This is a genomic window from Streptomyces sp. NPDC015661 (assembly GCF_043077765.1).
Taxonomy (GTDB): Bacteria; Actinomycetota; Actinomycetes; order Streptomycetales; family Streptomycetaceae; genus Streptomyces.
The window spans coordinates 56195-78271 of the sequence record NZ_JBIBST010000004.1 but is presented as its reverse complement, the minus strand read 5'-3'; the positions used below and the strand labels follow the sequence as shown (position 1 = coordinate 78271).

Sequence of the window (22077 nt, the reverse complement as noted above, 5' to 3'; positions counted from 1 at the left end):
TCGCGCTGATCAGTCGATGACGGGCGGCGCCACGCGGCGGCCCTGCTGCCAGGTCTCCTCGTCCTCGACGAGGTAGTCGGGACGCTCTCCGTTCTGCTCCTCGCGCTCGCCGGGCTTCGCGGCGTTTCCGCGCACGAGGCCCGAGCCGCCGGCCGTGAAGGGCTTTCCGCCACCGGCGGCGCCGGCGCGCTGCGCCTTGCCGCCGACGACTCCGCCGCTCTCGCCGGCGAGACGCCGCCCGCCGCTGATGCCGCTCTGACCGGCGCCGCCGCCCATGGAGCCGCCCATGCCGTGGGCGCCGCCCATGCCGCGGCCCATGCCGGTCCGGTTCTGGCCGGTGGGCTCGTTGCCGATGACGGTGCTGCGCGGGATGCCGGTCTGCGGCCGGCCCGTGGTGCTGGGGACCTGACGGCCGCCGCTGATGCCCTCGCGGGGCATGCCGGGCGTGTTACGGAGACCGCCGGTCGCCGGGTTGCGCGGGTTGCCGGTGCCGCCGGTGATGGGCGAGGTGGGGCCGAGGGGGCCCGGACCGCCCTTCGTGGTGAGCGGAGGCATGCCGGTGGTCGTCACGAACGGAGGCGTACCGCCGTCCGGCCTGGTCAGCGGCGGCGGACCACCCGGGGTGTGCGTGGTCGGGCCGGTGGTGTCCGGCTTCGGCAGGGTCTCCACGCTGTCGATGCCGAGGTCCACGGGCGCGTCGGGCCGGACCTCGGGCCTGATGACGTGCGTCGGCCCCGTCGGGTCGCCCGTCGGCGGGACCGTGGGCGTGTCGGGCGTGGTCCGGGTGTCGGGCTGGGTGGTGTGCGTGGTCCGCGTCCCCGTGGTCGTTTCCGTACCCGTGGAGCGATTGCCGGTCTCCTGCGTGGAGCCGAGGTAGGAGCTGCTGTCCCGGCCGTCGGGCGCCTTCGGCACGAACGAACCCGGCGGCGGCGGGAACGTCGGCGGGACCTCGCTGTTCATCCGGAAGCTCGACCACTCGTAGGCGGACGAGAGGCGGTACATCTCGTCCGCCGCCGCCTGCCGGTTCGCCTCTTCCTTGGCCTTGATGGCCGCGGCGTCGTCGCTGGTCGCCATCGAGGCCCGCGCGTTGCGGGCGATGGTCTGCGAGTCGGGGTCGTTGTGGTACTTCAGCGCCGCGTCCAGGTTCTCCTTGGCGTCCGCCTGGGAGGTGTAGCGGGGCATGGCACTCTGCGCCGAAGCGATGGCGGAGGAGTTGTCCTCCATGCAGACGGACCCGCGCTCGGCGTAGTCCGAGAGATGCGTGGTCGAGTTGGCCACGTTGGTGGCCCACTCGACGAAGGCCTTCTCCGCCTCGCCTTCCCAGTCCATGTCCCTCATGCTGGCGCGCAGGTCACTGGCGATCGTGGCCAGCTGATCCGAGGCGGTCTTCAACCGCCGCGCCGCTTCACCCACGTAGTAGCTGCTCGCCTCGTCCAGCCACACCAGCATCTGCTCGTGCGTCATGCCGGCGAAGTTGGTTCCGCCGCCACCGCCGCCCTCTGCAGGCCTCATGTCTCGCCTCTTCCCCGTGTCCCCGAAATTCCGTCCGCGCACGCCTACTTGAGGGAGTCGTCGCCCTCGGCACCCCGACTGCCTTCGCTCCCCGGTGCGCCGCGGCCCGCGTCCTTGTCAGCCTTGTCCTTGGCGTCCTGCGTGCGCTGGTGGATCGCGATCATCTTGCGCTTGATGTCGTCGTCCATCTCCTCGAAGCCGTTCTTGGAGGCGACGACTGCGATACCAAGGCCTTCCAGGCAGTCGTTGAGCAGGCCGGAGAGCTGCACCAGCTTGCCGAGGACCTCGTCATAGGCCGCGTAGGCGCCCTGAGCCTCCGCCCAAGCACCACCGCCCCCGCCGAACTGAGTGCGGCTGACCGGGTCGCTCTTCAGCTTTCCGGCACCGGCGTCAGAACCCTTGAGCTGGGTGATGAGGTCGTCCACACCCTGCTTGAACTTCTGCATGGAGTCGGCGCTGTACTTCACGGCCTGCGTCCGCATCCCGGACGTCATGCCCTCCATCTCGGCTCGCATGCCCGCTCCTCCCCCGTGAACCCACCATGCCGTCAACGGCACAAGTCTAGAAGTTCACTGTAGTCAGGAACGACGACAGTCCGCACCTCCCGGTTGCACAAGCAACGGACATCACATGGTTACGAATTGGGCACGGCGACCGCCGCCTGTGGGCGGATCGGGAGGCGGTTGATCGGGCGGCCCGTCGCCGCGCGTACCGCTGAGGCCACTGCGGCCGGTGAGGTGACGACCGGGATCGCGCTCGCCGCCTTCGCGCCGAAGGGGGCCACCACATCGCGTTCCTCGACGAGTTTCACGATGCGAATGTCCGGGGCATCCAGGGATGTCGGGAGTGCGTACCCCGTGAAGTCGGGGTGCCGGACCAGACCGCGGGCCGTGCGGAGGTTCTCCGTGAGGGCCGCGCCGACGCCCTGCGTGATGCCCGCCTCGATGCGCGCCGCGAGCTGCGCGGGGTTCAGGATGCGGCCCACGTCCTGCGCGACGGCCATCTCCACCACCCGTACCGAGCCGAGTTCGATGTCCACGTCCACCACCGCGCGGATCGCGCAGAACGCGAGGCCCACGAACGCGTCCCCCTGCCCCGACTCGTCCAGCGGCTCGGTGGGGTGGGGGCGGCACTGGGCCGTGGCCCAGAGTTCCTTGCCGTCCATCGCCTCCGTGACCGTCGTCGACAGGACACCGTCGTACGAGGTGATCTTGCCGTCCGTGATCTGGAGCAGCTCCGTCGACATGCCGAACTTGTGGGCCAGCGGCTGGAGCAGCTGCGTGCGGACCATCTTCGCCGCGCGTTCCACCGCCCCGCCCGACACCCAGGTGTGCCGGCCGTGCGCCGCCGGGCCGGCCGGCGGCTGGTCCGTGTCGACCGGGGCCATGTGTACCTCGTCGATGCCCAGGGTCTCCTGGACGATCTGGCGGGCGAGCGTCGAGAAGCCCGAACCCGTGTCCACCGCCGAGCAGATGACCGTCGCCACCCCGTCCATGACCCGGACGGTCGCCGTCGAGACCTCGTCGGTGCCCTCCGCGCCCAGCATGTGCACCATGCCCAGCGCGTAGCCCACCCCCCGCCGCACCGCGCCGGGTTCACCCGCGCCCTCCGGGCCGCCGGGCAGCAGCCAGTCGCCCTCCGGGGTGTCCTTGGGGAGCTGCGGGAGGGGGAAGTCGCGGACCGCGGCCAGGAGTTCGGCCACCGGCGCCGGGCACGTCACCGTCTGGCCCGTCGGCAGGATGTCGCCCGTCGCCATGACGTTCCGCATGCGCAGCTCCGCCGGGTCCACGCCCAGCTTCGCCGCCAGCTTGTCCATCTGCGCCTCGTACGCCGCGCACACCTGCATCGCGCCCTCGCCCCGCACATGGCCGGAGGGGGGGTTGTTGGTGCGGACGGCCCAGCCTTCCACGAAGGCGTGCGGGACGACGTACGGGCCGCACGCGAAGGCCACCGCCGCCGCGAGCGACTCCGACGACGAGTCCGCGTACGCACCCGCGTCGAGCAGGATCTGCGCCTCCACCTTCACCAACCGCCCCTCCGCGTCCGCGTGGTGGCGGTAGCGCAGCAGGGTCGGGTGGCGGTGGGCATGGCCGAGGAAGGACTCCTCGCGCGTAGCGGTGAGCTTGACCGGGCAGCCGGTCCGCAGGGCGAGCAGGCCCAGCGGGATCTGGAAGCCCGGGTCCTCGCGGTCGCCCGTCGCGCCCGGCACGCCCGTCACGACCAGCTTGACCTGCTCGGGCGGCAGCCCGAAGCAGGCGGCGGCCAGGTCCCGGTCGGTGTGCGGGTCCGTGGACGCCGTGTAGAGCTCCACGCCGCCGTCGGGGCGCGGAACCGCGAGACCCGCCTCCGCGCCGATCGGCGCCGGGTCCTGGCGGCCGATCCGGTACAGGCCCTCGACGACGACCTCACCCGTCGCCTCGGCGTCGCCGAAGCGCAGCGGGATGTGCCTGATCAGGTTCCCGTCGGGGTGCAGCGCCTCCGCCTCGAACGCCTTCTCCGGGTCCGTCACCGGTTCGAGCACCTCGTACTCGACGGCGATCGCCGCGGTCGCGAGGCGTGCCGTGTCCGGGTGGTCCGCCGCGATCGCCGCGAGGGCCTCGCCGTGGTGCCGGACCAGTTCCGAGGCGAAGACGGGCCGGTCGGCGACCCTGCGCCCGTACGTCGCCGCGCCCGGCACGTCGGCGGCCGTCACCACGGCCCGTACGCCCGGCATGGCCTCCGCCGCCGTCGTGTCGATCGACACGATCCGGGCGTGCGGATGCGGCGAGCGGAGGATCGCGGCCCAGAGCAGCCCCTCGGCCCACAGGTCGGAGGCGTACGGGAAGGTGCCCTCGGTCTTCGCGCGCGCCTCGGCCTGGGGGAGCGAGGTGCCGAGGCCGTGCGCGGCCGGCTCCTGGCCGAGGCCCCCGGGGGTGTCCAGAGCCGTGGGAGCGGCGGTGGTCGCGTCGCTGCTCACGCCATGCCTCCGTCGTGCGGGTGGGGAATCTGGTGCGGGACACGGGCCTCGTCGGCGGCCTCGGGCTCGGCGGCCGCGGCGGCCGCCTCGCGCTCGGCGACGACGTCCCTGACGGCGTCGAGGACGCCCCGGTAGCCGGAGCAGCGGCAGAGGTTGCCGGCGAGCGCCTGGCGGGTCTCCAGCTCCGTGGGGGCGTGGTTGCCCTCCAGGAGGTCGTGCACGGTCATGCACATGCCGGGGATGCAGAAGCCGCACTGGACGGTGCCGCACCTGGCCATCGCCCGCTGCACGTCCGAGGGCTCGCCGTCGACCGCGAGGCCCTCGACCGTCCGCACCTCGCTTCCGGCGGCGGTCGCCGCGGGAACCAGGCAGGAGGCGACGAGACGACCGTCGACCTGCACGTTGCACGCGCCGCACTCGCCCTGCGAGCAGCCGTCCTTGGCCCCCGCGAGGCCGAGGCGCTCCCGCAGGACGTAGAGCAGCGACTCGCCGATCCAGGAGCCGGTGACGGGCCGGTCGGTCCCGTTGACCCGCAGGGTGTACGAGGTGTGGGGGTGCTCGTCGCTGTCCGTGGACGTGGACGTGGACGTGGACGACGACGTGGACGACGACGAGGACGTGGACGAGGACGTGGACGACGACGAGGACGTTGCCTCGGTCGTGGTCGTGGACGGGTCGACGGGCGGCAGCACCGGGGCGAGTGCCTCGGGAGCCTCCTCCGCCACCAGCTCGGGAGCCTCCTCCGGTACGACCTCCGGCTCCCCCTGCGAGGCCTCCGAGGCCTCCGAGGCCTCCGAGGCCTCCTCCCCGACCGGCTCCCCCGGCAGCTCCCCCGGCAGCGCCCACGGCGCCGGCGCGCCGCCCGGCAGGGTCGCCGGGGCCTCGGTGTACGAGGCGGGCGCCGGGACGGCCTCTTCCGACTCGGCCACGGCCACCGCCACGGCCTCGGCCGGGATCTGCCACTGCCCCGTCGCCGACGGGTCGGCGGCCGGAGCCACCGCCTCCTCGAAGCGCCACTCGGCCGTCGCGTGCGGGTCCTGCTCGGCGTAGTCGAGGTGCTCGACGGCGTGCTCGACGTACGCCGGCGGCTGGAAGTGCTCGACGCCCTGGTACGAGGGGTCGTGCTCGACGCCCTCGAAGTACTGCGGCTGCTGCGCCTCCGTCGGGACGTGCACCGTCCAGGAGCCCGTCGCGGACGGGTCCGTCGCCGCGGCCGGGGCGAGCGGCTGGAGCGGGGTGATCATCGGCGGTACGTAGCCGTGGCCGGGCGCCTCCAGGGGGACGCCGTCCAGCATGAAGTCGGGCGGCAGCTGGACGAAGGCGGTCGCGTCGCCGTCGTAGCCCTCGCTCTGCGGGAGCGGCTCCCAGCCGCCCGTCTGACCCGTGTGCTCGTCGCTCATGCCAGTGCCCTCCCCAGTGCCCGTCGGGCGAGTGCGGCGACCGTGCGCCGCAGGTGCAGTACGGCCGGGGGCAACTGTTCGTCGCCCGGCGGATCCGGGATGCAGGCGGCGGCGACGTACTCGCCGAACGCCGCGAGCGCCTCCGGGGCGAGCCCCCGGTCGTTGTCCCAGTCCACCAGCGAGGCGATCCAGCGCTCGGCCTCCAGGGGCCGCAGCGGCATGGGGGCGACGGCGCCGACCGCGCAGCGCACGCCGCGCCGGGCCGGGTCGAGGACGACGGCGACGGAGGCGGTGGCGCGGGCCGGGCCGGTGCGGCCGGTGGCCTTGAGGAAGACCTGGGGGGCGTGGAGCAGCGGGACGCGGACGAAGCCGACGAGCTCGCCGGGGGCGAGCAGGTCGCGGCCCGCGAGGAGGTGGGAGACGGGGATCTCGCGGCTGCCGAGCGGGCCGAGGACGACGAGGTCGGCCTCCAGGGCGGCGAGGACGGGCAGCGAGTCGCCGGTGGGGGCGGCGGTGACGATGTTGCCGCCGAGGGTGCCGGCGTTGCGGATCTGGGGCGGCCCGGCCGCGCGGGAGGCGGCGGCGAGGGCCGGGATGAGGGCGGCGAAGTCGGGGCGGCCCATCCGGGCGTGGGTGAGGCCCGCGCCGAGGAGGGCGTGGCCGTCCTGGTACTGCCAGCCGCGGATCTCGTTGATGCGGCTCAGGCCGACGAGTCCGGCGGGGCGGAGCTGGCCTTTGTTGACGGCGGCCATGAGGTCGGTGCCACCGGCCACGGGAACGGCGGCCGGCATGGCCGTGAGCGCTGCCACGGCCTCGTCGAGCGAGGCGGGCAGCGTCACGGACTGCGCCGCCCGTGATGCCGTCTGTGGTGCGTGCGTGGTCAACCCGCTGCCCCTTCCCGGTGTCCCGGTGGTCCCCGACTGTGCCCGGCCGTCGCGCCTGCGAGCGGGCGGTACGACGCGCCTGCGTGTGGGCGTACCGTACGTGCTCACAGGCCGGACGTGGCAACTCTGGCACATCTTCCGAGGAGTCCGGCGCGAGGGTCCGCGAAGGACTGTTCCGTCCGGGACGCCCCGGGTGCGACGGTAACTTCCGTTTCGCCTCTCTTGGGTGACCGGGTGACGTCGCGTCTCTCACACGTTCGGGGGCGTGCCCTCCAGGGGTCGGCCGGCCACCCCGGGGCGCTGCTGCCAGGGGTGGGGTCCGGCGGGCGGGCGGTAGTCGACGCCGAGGGCGTCCAGGCGCCGGTAGTGGGTGCGCATGCGGCGCTCGAAGCCGGCGTGGTCGCGCGCCTCCGGCGCGGGGAGCGTGGACCAGGCGACCTCGGCGAAGGCGGCGAGGCGCGGGAAGACCTGGTAGTCGACGCGGGAGCGGTTCTCCATGACCTCGGTCCAGACGTTGGCCTGGGTTCCCAGGATGTGGGCCGCGGCCTCGGGCGTGAGGCCCGGCGGGACGGGCTCGAAGCGGTAGACGTCGGCCAGGGTGCGGACGTATCCGATGGGCATGGGTTCGGCGTCGCCGGGTGCCTGACGGTGGTCCAGGTAGACGTGCTGTTCGGGGCACATGACGACGTCGTGGCCGGCCTCCGCGGCGGCGATCCCGCCCGCGTAGCCCCGCCAGGAGGAGACGGCCGCCCCTTCGGCGAGGCCGCCCTCCAGGATCTCGTCCCAGCCGATGAGGCGGCGGCCGCGTGCGGTGAGCCAGCGGTCGAAGTGGCGGATGAACCAGGACTGGAGCTCGTCCTCGTCGGCGAGTCCGAGTTCCTTGATGCGGGCCTGGGCCGCCGGGGAGGCCTTCCACTGGTCCTTGGGGCACTCGTCGCCGCCGACGTGGACGAAGGTGGACGGGAAGAGGTCGAGGACCTCCTCGAAGACGCCCTCGTAGAAGCGGAGGACGGCCTCGGTCGGGGCGAGGACGTTGGGGTTGACGCCCCAGGTGTCCCAGACGGTGAGGGCGGCGGTGTCGACGACGTCGGTGTTGCCGAGCTCGGGGTGGGCGGCGATGGCGGCCTGCGCGTGGCCGGGGAGGTCGATCTCGGGGACGACGGTGATGTGCCGCTCGGCGGCGTAGGCGACGATCTCGCGGATGTCGTCCTGGGTGTAGTAGCCGCCGTGGGGGGTCTCGTTCCAGAGCGGCGAGGCCCGGTGTCCCCATTTGGTGCGGGCACGCCAGGCGCCGACCTCGGTGAGCCGGGGGTGGCGCTCGATCTCGATGCGCCAGCCCTGGTCGTCGGTGAGGTGGAAGTGGAAGACGTTCAGCTTGTGGGCGGCGAGCAGGTCGAGGTACCGCAGGACGTCGTCCTTGGGCATGAAGTGCCGGGAGACGTCGAGCAGGAGGCCGCGCCAGCCGAAGCGGGGTGAGTCCTCGATCGTCACGTACGGGAGCTCGCGGGCCCTGTCGCTCCGTACGGGCGCCTTGCGGTACGCCTCCGGGCCGAGGAGCTGACGGACGGTCTGGGCGCCCCAGAAGACCCCGGCGGGGCCTCCGCCCTCGATGACGACGGCGGCGTCCGGGCCGCCGACGGTCAGGCGGTAGCCCTCGGGGTGGTCGGCGTCCTCCCTGATCCGCAGCCGGATCGCGGACGGGCCGGTGCCGTCGGGGAGCGCGAGGCCGGTGGCGGCGCCGAGCGCGGACCGCAGCCAGCGCGCGGTGGACCCGGTGCCGGGTCCGGCGTCGAGCGTGGTCCGCTCGTCGAGGGACACGGCCCCGGGAGCCCGGTGCTCGACCGACAGCGGCGCCGGGATCAGGTCCATGGGGTGAGTCATCGCGTCAGTCCTTCACCGCGCCGCCGAGGCCCGAGACCAGGCGGCGCTGTACGAGTACGAAGAAGACGAGCACCGGGATCGTCATCACGGTCGACCCGGCCATGATTCCTCCCCAGTCGTTCTCGTCGGGCTTGAAGAAGACGAGCAGCGCCATGGGGAGGGTCGACTGCGAGGTGTCGCTGATGAGGAAGGACTTCGCGAAGAGGAAGTCGTTCCAGGTCGAGATGAACGAGAAGACGCTCGTCGCCACGAGCCCGGGGAAGACCAGCGGGAAGAGGATCTGCCAGAGGAAGCGGGTGCGGCTCGCGCCGTCGATCCGGGCCTGTTCCTCCAGTGCCTCGGGGACGGCCTTCACGAAGCCGCGCAGCATCCAGATCGCGAACGGCAGGGAGAAGGCGAGGTGCGGCAGGATCAGCGAGCCGAGGGTGTTGAGCTGGCCGAGGTCCCGCATGAGGAAGAACAGCGGGATGGTCAGCGCCTCGACCGGCACCATCTGGGCGACGAGGAACAGGACGAGGAGGGTCGTCCGGAACCGGAAGCGGAATCTGGTGACGGCCGTCGCCGCGAGGAACGCGATGAGGGCCGAGGCGAGGACGACCGTGCCCGCGACGATGAGCGAGTTGACGAAGTACCGGGCGAACTCCTGCTGCTCGAAGACGCGCCGGAAGGAGTCGAGGGACGGGGAGAGCGTCCACGGGCGGGGGTGCGTGGACTGGATCTCGCCCGCCGGCTTGAGGGCCGAGAGGACCATCCAGTACAGCGGGAAGGCGACGGCGGCCGCGACGAGGAGGGTGACGGCCTCCGCCGCGAGGCGCCCGGGACGCCGTATCCGTGGGGACGTCACAGTTCTTCTCCCTGGCGTCGCAGCAGGCGCAGGTAGACCAGCGTCACGGCCAGCAGGAGCAGCAGCATGACGACGCCGATCGCCGAGCCCAGGCTGTACTGGGACGAGGCGAAGGCCTTCTGGTAGGCGTACACGTTGAGGACGAGGTTCTGGCCGGCGATGCCGCCGCCGTTCGTCATCACGTAGATCTGGGTGAAGAGCTTGAAGTCCCAGATGATCGACTGGATCGTGACGACGACCAGGATCGGCCGGAGCACCGGGGCCATGACCGAGCGCCAGATCCGCCACTGCGAGGCGCCGTCGAGGGCGGCGGCCTCCAGGACCTCGGACGGGATGGCCTTGATGCCGGCGTACACCGTCACCATCACGAAGGGGAACGAGCACCAGACCACTTCGAGGAGGACGAGGGCGAAGGCGCTGTACCGCCCGTACGTCCAGGAGAAGTCGCCGAGCCCGAGCAGCCTGTTGACGGGGCCGAAGTCGGGGTCGAAGAGGAAGACCCAGACGGTGGAGCCGGTGACGGCGGGGGTCGCCCAGGCCCCGAGCGCGGCCATCATCAGCATGAGCCGGGGCAGGGCACGCACGCGCGTGAGGAGGACGGCGAGGGAGCAGCCGACGGCGAGGGTGGTGACGACGCAGACGGCGGCGAAGACGACGGTGGTGAGGAGGACCTGCCGGAACTGGGGGTCGGCGAAGAGGGCCGTGTAGTTGCCGAAGCCCTGGAAGGAGGTGGGTTCGCCGCCGCTGACCTGGGCCTGGGTGTACTCCAGGAAGGAGATCAGGCCGAGCTGGTAGACGGGGTAGACGAGGAGTCCGCCGATGACGGCGAGGGCGGGCGCGAGGTAGAGCCAGGGGGTCCAGGGGCTGGTGCGCCGGGGGGTGCGGGCGGGCGGCGCGTGGGTCTTCACCGGCTCGGTGGCCGGGGTGAGCTGGATCGTCATGCGGCTCAGCCCGCCGTCGCGAAGGCCGCGTCCATCTTCTTCGCGGCGTCGCCGGAGGCGGTGGCGACGTCCTTACGGCCGCTGACGACCTCCTGGAACATCGTGGGCAGTACGAGGGAGGCGTCGATCTGCCCCCAGCCGGGGGACGCGGGGACGAACCTGGTGCCGGCGCCGAGGGTGTCGATGAAGGGCTTCACGAAGGGCTGCCGCCGGGCGGCGGCGGTGCGGACGTCGGTGTAGGTGGGCAGGAAGCCCATCGCGTCGAACAGCTTGCCCTGGGTGTCCTTGCCGGTGAGGGACTTGAGGAGGTCGACGGCGAGGGTGCGGTGGGAGGTGCTCCTCAGGACGCCGATGTTGTTGCCGCCGGCGAAGGCGGGGGCGATGGAGCCGGGGGTGGTGCCGGGCAGTGGCACGACGGCGTACTTGCCCTTGACGGTGCCGGCTTCGACGGCGGCGTGGCTGAAGTCGCCGCCGATGGCCATGCCGGCCTTGCCGGAGGCGAAGGCGGTGACGGTGGCGTTGCCGCCCATCTGGGCGCACTTGGCGGTCGGGCAGTTGTCGTCGCCGAAGAGCGAGGCGTACGTGCTGATGCCCTTGCGGGCGGCCTCGCTGTCGACGGCGGCCTCGTACGAGTCGCCCCGGGCGGTGGCGAGTTCGCCGCCCGCGGCCCAGACGAAGGGCATGGCGCCGTAGGTGTAGGCCCCGCCGACGGCGATGCCGTACAGCTCGGGCCTGGCCTTGCGGATCTTCCGGGCGGTGGAGACGAGTTCGGCCTGGGTCTTGGGGGCGGCGAGGCCGAGCTCCCGGAACACGTCGGTGCGGTAGTAGAGGGCGCGGACGCCGACGAAGAGGGGGGCGCCGTAGATCCTGCCGCCGACGGTGACGGACTGTCTGGCGGTGGGGTCGGTGTCCTTGGCCTCGTTCCAGGCGGCGAACTCGGCGCTGATGTCGGCGAGTCCGCCGTCCTTGACGTATCCCGCGGTGTCGGTGTTGCCGTACTCGATGAGGTCGGGCGCCGACGCGGGGTCGTTGAAGGCGGCCTTGACGCGCTGGGCGCGGGTCTCGACGGGGATGTACTCGACCTCGACCTTGGCGCCCGCGTGGCTCTTCTCGAAGGCGGCGACGGCCTGCCGGACGACCTGCTCCTTGGGCTTGTTGCTCACCTCCTGGAAGAGCCAGACGCGCAGGGTTCCGCTCTTCTCGTCGGCCGTGGCCGTACCGCCGGACGTCTGGGGAGCGCAGGCGGTGGCGGTGAGGCCGGCGAGGAGGAGCGCGGCGGCGGTGGCGGTGACGGGGGTCCCCCCTGCTCGAGCGAAGCCGAGAACTCGGGGGATGGCGGGCAACTTCATGACGGGTCCCCTCCGAATGCGTGCGTTGCAACATGCGCAATGAGCGTTTCGCTCTGCACAACACGCGTGAGGTTAGGCGCGCCCCGGGCGGGCAGACAAGAGGTCTCGACCACCTCGACCACTTCGTGACCGGCGAAAGCAGCCCGTGCAACGCGAAGCGGCCCCCGTCGCACGTACCGAAGTACGCGCGACGGGGGCCGCGAAGGGCTTGCCCCGACGTCAGGACAGCACGACTACTTGTCCTTGCCGCCCTTGTCCTTGTCGCCACCGCCGGCGCCCATGGAGTCGTAGATCTCCTTGCACATCGGACAGACCGGGTACTTCTTGGGGTCGCGCCCCGGCACCCAGACCTTTCCGCACAGCGCCACGACGGGCGTGCCGTCGAGGGCGCTCGCCATGATCTTGTCCTTCTGGACGTAATGGGCGTAGCGCTCGTGGTCGCCGTCACCGTGGGACACCTGCGGCGTCGGCTCGACGAGGGTTCCCGTACCTGCCCCGCGCTCGGGCTCGAGAGTGCTCATAACCGCCAAGGGTACTGAAAGCCGTGGCCCTCAGTTGAGGGACGGGTCGTCCGGGTACGTCGCGATCATCGCGAGCTCGCCGCGCTGCCGCCGCAGCACCTGCCGCCAGAGCGTCTCGGGGCGCGGCGAGGAGACGTCGCCGGGCTCCGACTCGACCACGTACCAGGCTCCGTCGCCGAGCTCGGACTCCAGCTGGCCGGGGCCCCAGCCCGCGTATCCGGCGAAGATCCGCAGCGAGCCGAGCGCCGGTCCGAGCAGCTCGGGCGGGGTCTCCAGGTCGACCAGGCCGATCGCGCCGTACACCCGCCGCCAGCCGAGGGGACCCTCGTCGCCGGGGATGACGGCGACGCCGAGGGCCGCGTCGAGGGAGACGGGGCCGCCCTGGAAGACGACGCCGGGCTCGCCCGCGAGGGCGGCCCAGGGGGCGAGGATGTCGAGGACGGTGACGGGGGTCGGCCGGTTGAGGACGACGCCGAGCGAGCCCTCGTCGTCGTGGTCGAGCAGCAGGACCACCGCGCGGTCGAAATTCGGGTCCGCCAGCGCGGGGGTGGCCACGAGCAGCCGTCCTGTGAGCGAGGACACCTCGGTCATGCGACACATGATCCCGCATCTTCGGCGTTCGCGGGGGGTTGTCGGACGGGATGGCGGGAAGGCGGGGACCACCGCAGTTCAGGACGGACGGGACCGCGGCGGCGGACCGCCCCTCGGGGACAAGCGGACGGTGACGCTCCGCAAGATCATGGAAACAGAGGGTGTTGTGCCGAATTCATTACATCTGACAGGCCCCATGAGGCACCCGAACGAGGTCTCATGGCCCCTTACCCTTTTCTCTGGCCACCCGTCGGACCCCACTTTCGGAACGCGAGATTCATGACCGGCACAGACGATGTCCTGCTTGTCCACGGCGGAACCCCGCTGGAGGGCGAGATCCGCGTCCGCGGCGCGAAGAACCTCGTGCCCAAGGCGATGGTCGCCGCCCTGCTCGGCAGCGGCCCCAGCCGCCTGCGCAACGTTCCCGACATCCGTGACGTCCGCGTCGTCCGCGGGCTGCTCCAGCTGCACGGAGTGACGGTCCGCCCCGGCGAGGAGCCCGGCGAGCTCGTCCTCGACCCGACGCACGTCGAGTCCGCGAACGTCGCTGACATCGATGCCCACGCCGGTTCGTCGCGCATCCCGATCCTCTTCTGCGGCCCGCTGCTGCACCGCCTCGGCCACGCCTTCATCCCGGGCCTGGGCGGCTGCGACATCGGCGGCCGGCCCATCGACTTCCACTTCGACGTGCTCCGCCAGTTCGGCGCGACCATCGAGAAGCGCGCCGACGGACAGTACCTGGAGGCCCCGCAGCGCCTTCGCGGTTGCAAGATCCGCCTGCCGTACCCCTCGGTCGGCTCGACCGAGCAGGTGCTGCTCACGGCCGTCCTCGCCGAGGGCGTCACCGAGCTGTCGAACGCGGCCGTGGAGCCCGAGATCGAGGACCTGATCTGCGTCCTGCAGAAAATGGGCGCGATCATCTCCATGGACACCGACCGGACCATCCGGATCACCGGTGTCGACCGCCTCGACGGCTACACCCACCGGGCGCTCCCGGACCGCCTGGAGGCGGCCTCCTGGGCGTCGGCGGCGCTCGCGACCGAGGGCAACATCTACGTGCGCGGCGCCCAGCAGCGCTCGATGATGACCTTCCTCAACACGTACCGGAAGGTCGGCGGCGCCTTCGAGATCGACGACGAGGGCATCCGCTTCTGGCACCCGGGCGGCTCGCTCAACGCGATCCACCTGGAGACGGACGTGCACCCCGGCTTCCAGACGGACTGGCAGCAGCCGCTGGTCGTGGCCCTGACGCAGGCCTCCGGCCTCTCCATCGTCCACGAGACGGTGTACGAGTCCCGGCTCGGCTTCACCTCCGCGCTGAACCAGATGGGCGCCCACATCCAGCTGTACCGCGAGTGCCTCGGCGGCTCCGACTGCCGCTTCGGCCAGCGGAACTTCCTGCACTCGGCGGTCGTGTCGGGCCCGACCAGGCTGCAGGGCGCCGACCTGGTCATCCCCGACCTGCGCGGTGGCTTCTCGTACCTGATCGCGGCGCTCGCGGCCCAGGGCACGAGCCGGGTCCACGGCATCGACCTGATCAACCGCGGCTACGAGAACTTCATGGAGAAGCTCGTGGAGCTCGGCGCGAAGGTCGAGCTGCCGGGCAGCGCGCTGGTCTGAGCCCGTCCGTACGCGCGCGTGGGGCCCGTCGCACGGGATGCGACGGGCCCCACGCGCGCGTACAGCGCGTTCTGCCGGGCGAACGGAAGGGCGGCCACCCCCTGACAGGGTGGCCGCCCTTCCGGCGCCTCTAGGCAGCCTTACTTGCCCTTGGCGGCTTCCTTGAGCTTCGAGCCCGCGGAGACCTTCACGCTGTAGCCGGCCGGGATGTCGATCGGGTCGCCGGTCTGCGGGTTACGAGCGGTGCGAGCGGCACGGTGGGTGCGCTCGAAGGTCAGGAAGCCGGGGATGGTGACCTTCTCGTCACCCTTGGCGACGACCTCACCGACGGTCTCGGCGAGAGCGGCCAGCACGGCGTCGGCGTCCTTGCGGGTCACCTCGGCGCGGTCGGCCAGGGCGGCCACCAGCTCACTGCGGTTCATGTTGTTACTCCCGTGTTCTTCTTGCCTGTGAGGCGTGCCACGCGGCGGAAGCCGCGCGATTGGGTACAGCGAAGCCGATGCTGCCAGGGCCCTCGGACAGTCCCCGGACCCGGGTCAAACGACAGACCCTCGCGCCCAAACACGCATCCTGCCCCCACCAGCGGCGGGAACGCCAATCCGGCACCCCCGCGGGTCACACGAAAAGCGCCCGAGCCCCGTGGTGGTGACGTTCTGTCGACACCGCGCGAACCGCGCGGAGCCGAAACGCCACCCTAAAGGCGGGTTTACGGCTCCGCGAATCGCGACGCGCCGTCAGCGCCCGCCGGGCGCCGTGCCCGAGCCCGCGGCCTTCGCCGCGTTCCGGACGGCTCCGGCGACCGCGCCGGCGACCTTGTCGTTGAAGACCGACGGGATGATGTAGTTCGGGTTGAGCTCGTCCTCGGTGACCACGTCGGCGAGGGCGGTGGCCGCCGCCAGCATCATCTCCGTGTTGACGGTACGGGACTGGGCGTCCAGCAGACCGCGGAAGACGCCCGGGAAGACGAGCACGTTGTTGATCTGGTTCGGGAAGTCCGAACGGCCGGTGGCGACGACGGCGGCGGTCTGCCGCGCGGCGGCCGGGTCGACCTCCGGGTCGGGGTTCGCGAGCGCGAAGACGATGGCGCCCTCGGCCATGGCGGCGACGTCCTCCGCGCCCAGCAGGTTCGGGGCCGAGACGCCGATGAACACGTCCGCGCCGACGACGGCCTGCTTGAGGGTGCCGGTGACGCCCTCGGGGTTGGTGTTGTCGGCGATCCAGCGCAGCGGAGTGCCGGGCGCGGCGTCCACGAGGTCCTCGCGGCCCGCGTGCACGACGCCGTGGATGTCGGCGACGACGGCGTGCTTCACGCCCGCCGCGATCAGCAGCTTGAGGATGGCCGTACCGGCGGCGCCGGCACCGGACATGACGACCCGTACGTCGCCGATGCCCTTGCCGACCACGCGCAGCGCGTTGGTGAGGGCGGCGAGGACGACGATGGCGGTGCCGTGCTGGTCGTCGTGGAAGACGGGGATGTCGAGGGCCTCGCGCAGCCGGGCCTCGATCTCGAAGCAGCGGGGCGCGGAGATGTCCTCCAGGTTGATGCCCGCGAAGCCGGGGGCGATCGCCTTGACGATCGCGACGATCTCGTCGGTGTCCTGGGTGTCGAGGCAGATCGGCCAGGCGTCGATGTCGGCGAAGCGCTTGAACAGGGCCGCCTTGCCCTCCATGACCGGCATCGCGGCCATCGGGCCGATGTTGCCGAGGCCGAGGACGGCGGAGCCGTCGGTGACGACCGCGACGGTGTTGCGCTTGATGGTGAGGCGGCGGGCGTCCTCGGGGTTCTCGGCGATCGCCATGCACACGCGGGCGACGCCCGGGGTGTAGATCATCGAGAGGTCGTCACGGTTGCGGATGGGGTGCTTCGACGCCATCTCGATCTTGCCGCCGAGGTGCATCAGGAACGTACGGTCGGAGACCTTGCCGAGCACGACGCCCTCGATGGTGCGCAGCTGCTCGACGATCTCGTCGGCGTGCGCGGTCGAGGTGGCCGCGATGGTGACGTCGATGCGGAGCTTCTCGTGGCCGGAGGCGGTCACGTCGAGGCCGGTGACGGATCCGCCGTGGGACTCCACCGCCGTGGTGAGCTGGGAGACCGCGGTTCCGCTCGCGGGAACCTCCAGCCGGACCGTCATCGAGTACGAGACGCTGGGCGCCGTTGCCATGGCCGAGTTCCTCTGCTTTCCCTGAGCTTCGTTGCTACGCCGCCCCGGCTGGTTGCCTGGCGGCGCCCTCCGATGGTCGCACCTACCTGCCGGTAGCAGGTAATACGGTCATTTTGTTTTCGGAAAGTAGTTTCCACCATACGAGAAGTCGTAGTGAAACAGAAGAGGCTCCCGTCACCCGGAGGTGACAGGAGCCTCAACTTTGTACATACATCTAAGTGGCACCGACCCGCCATGCTCGCCTCGCGGCAAGTGGTCCCTCTGAGGGACGAAGGTTGGGCCCGGGGGCTTGGATCGAGCCGGTGCCACGACAAGGCTAACAAACCACTCTGCCCGGCGATTCCAGCGCCACAGGTTGACCTGAAATCGGCGCCGCGGCCCTGAACGGCCGGTGCCGCGGCGGCCTGTTCCGGTCAGTCCCGCAGCAGGTCCGGGACCCCCGCCCCGTCCGGCATGTCCCGGTCGCCCGCGAGCACCGTGAGCGCCTGCGTGGACCGGGTGAGGGCCACGTACAACACCCGCAGGCCGGCCGGGGACTCGTCCGCGATCTCGGCGGGCGAGACGACCACCGTCGCGTCGTACTCGAGCCCCTTCGCCTCCAGGGAACCCAGGGCGACCACCCGGTCGCCCAGCCCGGCGAGCCAGCGCGCGGCCTCCTGCCGCCGGTTCATGGCGACGACGACACCGACGGTTCCTTCCACCTCTGTGAGGAGCCGCTCCGCTTCCAAACGTACGGTTTCGGCCAGATCACCCTTCTCCGGCACCGATACGAAGCGGGGCTCGACGCCCGTGGAGCGGACCGCGCGCGGCGACTCCATGCCCGGCATGGCGAGCGCGAGGACCTTGGCGGCGAGCTCGGCGATCTCCGCCGGGTTCCGGTAGTTCACGGTGAGCTCGAAGCGGCGCCGCGGCCGGGAGCCGAGGGCCTCGTCCCGGGACTCCGCGGCCTCGTCCGGGTCCGACCAGGAGGACTGCGCCGGGTCGCCGACGACCGTCCAGGTGGCGTGCCGGCCGCGCCGCCCGACCATCCGCCACTGCATGGGCGTCAGGTCCTGGGCCTCGTCGACGATCACGTGCGCGTACTCGGTGCGCTCCGCGGCGAGCCGCTCGGCCCGCTCCCGCTGGGTCTCCTCCCGTACGGGCATCAGCTCCTCCAGGCCCGTGAGCTGGTCCAGCGGGTCGTACTCCCGCTTCTTGCGGGGCCGGGCCGGGGCGCCGAGCAGGGTGTTCAGCTCGTCGAGGAGGGCGACGTCGTGGACGGAGAGCTCCCGGCGGCGCAGCGAACGCGCCAGCCGCCGCACCTCGCCCGGGTTGAGGATCCGGCGGGCCCAGCGGCCGAGCCGCCGCTCGTCGGCCATCGCGTCGAGGACCTGGCGGGGCGTGAGCTCGGGCCACCAGGCGTCGAGGAAGCCGAGGAACGAGTCCTCCGTCGACACGTCCTCGTCGAAGGAGGAACGCAGCTCGGCGGCGAGCTCGGGGTCGCTGTGCCGGCCGGCGGCGCCGGACTTGCCGTACAGCGCGTCGAGGAGGAGCCGCCGGGCACGGGGCCGGAGCAGGTTCACGGGGGCGGTGCCGCCGAGGACGTTGTGGCGGATGCGCCGGAGCTCGTCGGCTTCGAGTTCGAGCCGCCGCCCGAAGGCGACGACGCGCAGGAGCTGCGGGGCGTCCGGGCTCTCCAGGGCGCCCCTGGCCGCCTTCCGCAGCACGTGCACCATGCGGGAGGAGCCCTTGACGCGGGCGACGGCGGGCTCGTCGTACGCGGTGGCCTCGGCCCCGTCGACGAGCGAACCGACGGCCCGGATGGCCACCTGCCCCTCCTCGCCGAGGGAGGGCAGGACGCCCTCGGTGTACGAGACGAGGAGCGGGGTCGGGGAGACGATGAGGATGCCGCCCGCGTACCGCCGCCGGTCCTGGTAGAGCAGGTAGGCGGCGCGGTGCAGGGCGACGGCCGTCTTCCCGGTGCCCGGCCCGCCCTCGACGTACGTCACGGAGGCGGCGGGCGCGCGGATGACGAGGTCCTGCTCGGCCTGGATGCTGGACACGATGTCCCGCATCGTGTGGCTGCGGGCCTGGCCGAGGGCGGCCATCAGGGCACCGTCGCCGATCACGGGCAGCTCGCGGCCGTCGAGGGTGGCGCGCAGCTCGGGACGCATCAGGTCGTCCTCGACGCCGAGGACCTGGCGGCCCTTGGAGCGGATGACGCGACGGCGCACGACGCGGCCGGGGTCGACGGGGGTGGACCGGTAGAAGGGCGCGGCGGCGGGCGCCCGCCAGTCGATGACGAGCGGGGCGTAGTCGGAGTCGAGGACGCCGATCCGGCCGATGTGCAGGGTCTCGCCGATGTCGGCGGTGTTGTCGGGGCGTACGGCGTCCTCGGCGGGCTCGACGGAGGTGTAGGCGCCGTCGGGGCCCTTCTTCCCGTCCTTCCCGTACAGAAGGTCGATCCGGCCGAAGAGGAAGTCCTCGAACTCGTTGTTGAGCCGGTTGAGGTGGATGCCGGCCCGGAAGACCTGGGCGTCCCGCTCGGCGAGGGCGCCGGGCGTGCCGACCTGACCCCGCTGGGCGGCGTCGTTCATCAGGAACTCCGCCTCGTGGATCTTCTCCTCCAGTCGGCGGTAGACCTGATCCAGATGTTCCTGCTCGACACCGATCTCACGGTCTCTGACCGTGTCCACGGCTTCCTGCGCGGCCACCTAAGGCCCCCTTCTCACGTGCACTGGGCAGCCGTCGAGCGTACGCCACAGGGGGGCCCGGTGTCAGGCGCGGGGCGCCTGCGGGGGCTACCCGTCGTACTTCTCCTCCGTCGAAGGGTCGAGCGCCAGCCGGTAGCCGCGCTTCACCACCGTCTGGATCAGCTTCGGCGTGCCGAGGGCCGTGCGGAGGCGGGCCATCGCCGTCTCCACGGCGTGTTCGTCGCGGCCCGCGCCCGGCAGGGCACGGAGGAGGTCGGCCCGGGAGACGACCCAGCCGGGCCGGCGGGCCAGGAGGTCCAGGAGGGCCATCCCGGCGGGCGGGACGGGCCGCAGGGCGCCGTCGACGAGGACCGCGTGCCCGCGGACCTCGACACGGTGGCCGGCGACCGGCAGGACCCGCGCGCGCCCGGGCAGCTCCCGGCAGAGGAGCTGGACGAGCGGCCCGAGCCGGAAGCGCTCGGGCTGGTACGTGTCGATGCCCTCGGCCTGGAGCGGCAGCGCCGTCACGGGCCCGACGCACACCGCGAGCACGTCGTGCCGGAGCGCGGCGACGAGTTCGTCCCGTACGCCCCGCTCCGCCGCCCGGGAGAACAGCGACGCGGCGGCCGGCGCGCTGGTGAAGGTCACCGCGTCGAGCCCGCCCGCGAGGGTGGCGTCGAGGAGCCGGTCGAGGGGCCCGATGTCCTCGGGCGGCATCCAGCGGTAGACGGGGACGCCCACGACCTCGGCCCCGCCGGCGGTGAGCGCCTCCACGAAGCCCGGCAGCGGCTCCCCGTGCAGCTGGAGCGCGATCCGGCGGCCCGCCACGCCCTCCGTGAGGAGCCGGTCGAGGACCTCGGCCATGGACTCCGAGGAGGGCGACCAGGACTCGGTGAGTCCGGCGGCCCGTACGGCTCCCTTGACCTTCGGCCCGCGGGCCAGGAGCTCGACCTCCCGCAGGACGGCGAGGAGCTCCTCCCCGTACCCCCAGCCCTCCGCGGCCTCGATCCAGCCCCGGAAGCCGATCGCCGTGGTGGCGACGACGACGTCCGGGGCGTGGCCGATGAGTTCCTTGGTGGCGGCGAGGAGTTCGGTGTCGTCGGCGAGCGGGACGATCCGCAGGGCGGGGCCGTGGACGACGGCCGCGCCGCGCCGGCGCAGCAGCGCGATCAGCTCGTCGGCTCGGCGGGCCGCGGTGACGCCGACGGTGAAGCCGGCGAGGGGGCCGTGTTCTTGCTCGTCCATGGGTCCAGAGCCTGACGGGGACGCGTGACGGTCTCGGTTCGCCCGTATTTCCTGGTCGTTACGGTCCGCGCCGCTCATGAGGGGTCACACCCGAGCGTAGCCGGACCGGGGCTCCGGCTCCGTGACCGCCTCGGCGGTCGCGGGGACGGCGGCCGGGGCCCGAAGGTATACCGCCCAGGTGACGACCATGCAGGCCGCGTAGAAGGCGAGGAAGGCGACGAAGGCGGCGGTACCGGTGCCGGCGGTCTGGAAGGACTGGCGGAAGGCGAGGTTGATGCCGAGTCCGCCGAGCGCTCCGACGGCGCCGATGAGGCCCATGGAGGCCCCGGAGAGCCGTCGTCCGTAGGCTTCGGCGGCCTCGCCCGCGAGGCCCTTGCGGTGTCCCTGGGCGAGGAAGATCGCCGGGATCATCTTGTACGTGGAGCCGTTGCCGAGTCCGCTGAGGACGAAGAGCCCGATGAAGCCGACGAGGAAGACGGCGAGGGACTCGATCACGGAGGCGTAGATCACGACGGCGGTGGCGGTGGCCATCGCGGCGAAGGTCCACAGGGTGATGCGGGCGCCGCCGTGCCGGTCGGCGAGGGTGCCGCCGACGGGCCGGATGAGGGAGCCGAGCAGGGGGCCGATGAAGGTGAGCGAGGCGGCCTGGAGCGGGGTCCGTCCGAACTGGGTCTGGAGGACGAGTCCGAAGGCGAAGCTGTAGCCGATGAAGGAGCCGAAGGTGCCGATGTAGAGGAAGGCCATGATCCAGGTGTGGCGGGCCTTCACGGCCTCCTTCGCGGCGCCGGTGTCGTTCTTCACGGGCGCGAGGTTGTCCATGAACAGCGCGGCGCAGACGGCGGCGACGACGATGAGCGGCAGGTAGACGCCGAGCACGATCCTCGGGTGGAGGGCGCCGGCGGTGCCGATGACGAGGAGGCCGACGAGCTGGACGACGGGGACGCCGATGTTGCCGCCGCCGGCGTTGAGGCCGAGGGCCCAGCCCTTCTTCCGGAGCGGGAAGAAGGCGTTGATGTTGGTCATCGAGGAGGCGAAGTTGCCGCCGCCGACGCCGGTGAGCGCCGCCACGAGGACGAAGGTGGTGTACGAGGTGCCGGGCCGCATCACCGTGAAGGCGAGGGCGGTGGGCAGCAGGAGCAGCAGGGCGCTGAAGACCGTCCAGTTGCGGCCGCCGAAGCGGGCGACGGCGAAGGTGTACGGGATGCGGATCAGCGCGCCGGTGAAGGTCGCCGTGGCGATCAGGAAGAACTTGCCGGCCGGGTCGACCCCGTACTGCGGGCCCATGAAGAGCACCATGACCGACCAGAGGCTCCAGATGGAGAAGCCGATGTGTTCGGAGAGCACGGAGAAGAGCAGATTGCGCCGCGCGATCCGCTCTCCCTTCTCGCGCCAGAAGGTCTCGTCCTCCGGTTCCCAGCGTTCGATCCAGCGGCCACCCATCTCGCACCTCCACGGAGTCGGATCCCTGATGCGACCGACGGTAGGAAGGGCGCGTT

Annotated in this window: 17 protein-coding genes; 1 reads left to right on the top strand and 16 read right to left on the bottom strand. The window is 72.0% G+C overall.

The features are described 5' to 3' along the window. Positions 1–9: 9 nt before the first annotated feature. From ACF07V_RS12250 to ACF07V_RS12200, 11 genes are all read right to left on the bottom strand, one after another. On the bottom strand, positions 10–1512 hold the full coding sequence (locus ACF07V_RS12250) for a WXG100 family type VII secretion target (protein ID WP_392153528.1): 1503 nt from the start codon (positions 1510–1512) through the stop codon (positions 10–12). A gap of 44 nt (positions 1513–1556) precedes the next feature. Next, entirely contained in the window at positions 1557–2027 is a 471-nt protein-coding gene (locus ACF07V_RS12245) for a hypothetical protein (protein ID WP_392153526.1), read from the bottom strand. Between the two features lie 119 nt (positions 2028–2146). Continuing rightward, positions 2147–4468, bottom strand: a complete 2322-nt coding sequence (locus tag ACF07V_RS12240; protein WP_392153524.1) for a xanthine dehydrogenase family protein molybdopterin-binding subunit — start codon at positions 4466–4468, stop codon at positions 2147–2149. Further along, positions 4465–5868, bottom strand: coding sequence for a (2Fe-2S)-binding protein (locus ACF07V_RS12235; RefSeq protein ID WP_392153522.1), 1404 nt, complete (start codon positions 5866–5868; stop codon positions 4465–4467). Before ACF07V_RS12235 ends, ACF07V_RS12240 begins: the two co-directional genes overlap by 4 nt. Next, positions 5865–6752 (bottom strand): FAD binding domain-containing protein, encoded by an 888-nt coding sequence (locus ACF07V_RS12230; protein WP_352028560.1) that lies wholly within the window; start codon positions 6750–6752, stop codon positions 5865–5867. The genes ACF07V_RS12235 and ACF07V_RS12230 overlap by 4 nt, the downstream gene beginning before the upstream one ends. A 249-nt stretch (positions 6753–7001) precedes the next feature. Further along, entirely contained in the window at positions 7002–8633 is a 1632-nt protein-coding gene (locus ACF07V_RS12225) for a beta-N-acetylhexosaminidase (protein ID WP_392153520.1), read from the bottom strand. Between the two features lie 4 nt (positions 8634–8637). Then, the gene (locus ACF07V_RS12220) at positions 8638–9477 is read right to left on the bottom strand and encodes a carbohydrate ABC transporter permease (RefSeq protein ID WP_392153518.1); all 840 of its coding nucleotides are present in this window, start codon (positions 9475–9477) and stop codon (positions 8638–8640) included. Further along, positions 9474–10418 (bottom strand): carbohydrate ABC transporter permease, encoded by a 945-nt coding sequence (locus tag ACF07V_RS12215; protein ID WP_392153516.1) that lies wholly within the window; start codon positions 10416–10418, stop codon positions 9474–9476. The genes ACF07V_RS12220 and ACF07V_RS12215 overlap by 4 nt, the downstream gene beginning before the upstream one ends. 5 nt (positions 10419–10423) lie before the next feature. Then, complete coding sequence (locus ACF07V_RS12210) at positions 10424–11767, bottom strand: extracellular solute-binding protein (RefSeq protein ID WP_392153514.1); 1344 nt, start codon at positions 11765–11767, stop codon at positions 10424–10426. A gap of 233 nt (positions 11768–12000) precedes the next feature. Next, positions 12001–12288: a DUF3039 domain-containing protein gene (locus tag ACF07V_RS12205; protein WP_015033918.1), complete on the bottom strand. Its 288-nt coding sequence runs from the start codon at positions 12286–12288 to the stop codon at positions 12001–12003. 30 nt (positions 12289–12318) lie between these two features. Continuing rightward, complete coding sequence (locus tag ACF07V_RS12200) at positions 12319–12879, bottom strand: YqgE/AlgH family protein (RefSeq protein ID WP_392153511.1); 561 nt, start codon at positions 12877–12879, stop codon at positions 12319–12321. A 279-nt stretch (positions 12880–13158) separates the two neighbouring features. Between ACF07V_RS12200 and murA the strand changes: the two genes are divergently transcribed. Continuing rightward, positions 13159–14499 carry a UDP-N-acetylglucosamine 1-carboxyvinyltransferase gene (gene murA / locus ACF07V_RS12195; RefSeq protein WP_351191071.1) on the top strand — a complete coding sequence of 447 codons (1341 nt, stop codon included), beginning with the start codon at positions 13159–13161 and terminating at the stop codon, positions 14497–14499. Positions 14500–14639: 140 nt separating this feature from the next. Here murA and ACF07V_RS12190 read toward each other — a convergent pair whose 3' ends face one another. The 5 genes from ACF07V_RS12190 to ACF07V_RS12170 all read right to left on the bottom strand — a co-directional run bounded on the left by ACF07V_RS12190 (position 14640) and on the right by ACF07V_RS12170 (position 22021). After that, positions 14640–14921 carry an HU family DNA-binding protein gene (locus ACF07V_RS12190; RefSeq protein WP_015033921.1) on the bottom strand — a complete coding sequence of 94 codons (282 nt, stop codon included), beginning with the start codon at positions 14919–14921 and terminating at the stop codon, positions 14640–14642. Positions 14922–15233: 312 nt separating this feature from the next. Next, complete coding sequence (locus ACF07V_RS12185) at positions 15234–16664, bottom strand: NAD-dependent malic enzyme (RefSeq protein ID WP_392153509.1); 1431 nt, start codon at positions 16662–16664, stop codon at positions 15234–15236. 413 nt (positions 16665–17077) lie between these two features. Beyond that, positions 17078–19357, bottom strand: coding sequence for a HelD family protein (locus ACF07V_RS12180; RefSeq protein ID WP_392153507.1), 2280 nt, complete (start codon positions 19355–19357; stop codon positions 17078–17080). A gap of 87 nt (positions 19358–19444) precedes the next feature. Continuing rightward, positions 19445–20581 carry a uroporphyrinogen-III synthase gene (locus tag ACF07V_RS12175; protein ID WP_392153505.1) on the bottom strand — a complete coding sequence of 379 codons (1137 nt, stop codon included), beginning with the start codon at positions 20579–20581 and terminating at the stop codon, positions 19445–19447. Between the two features lie 84 nt (positions 20582–20665). Continuing rightward, positions 20666–22021: a nitrate/nitrite transporter gene (locus ACF07V_RS12170; protein ID WP_392153503.1), complete on the bottom strand. Its 1356-nt coding sequence runs from the start codon at positions 22019–22021 to the stop codon at positions 20666–20668. Between the last annotated feature and the right edge of the window lie 56 nt (positions 22022–22077).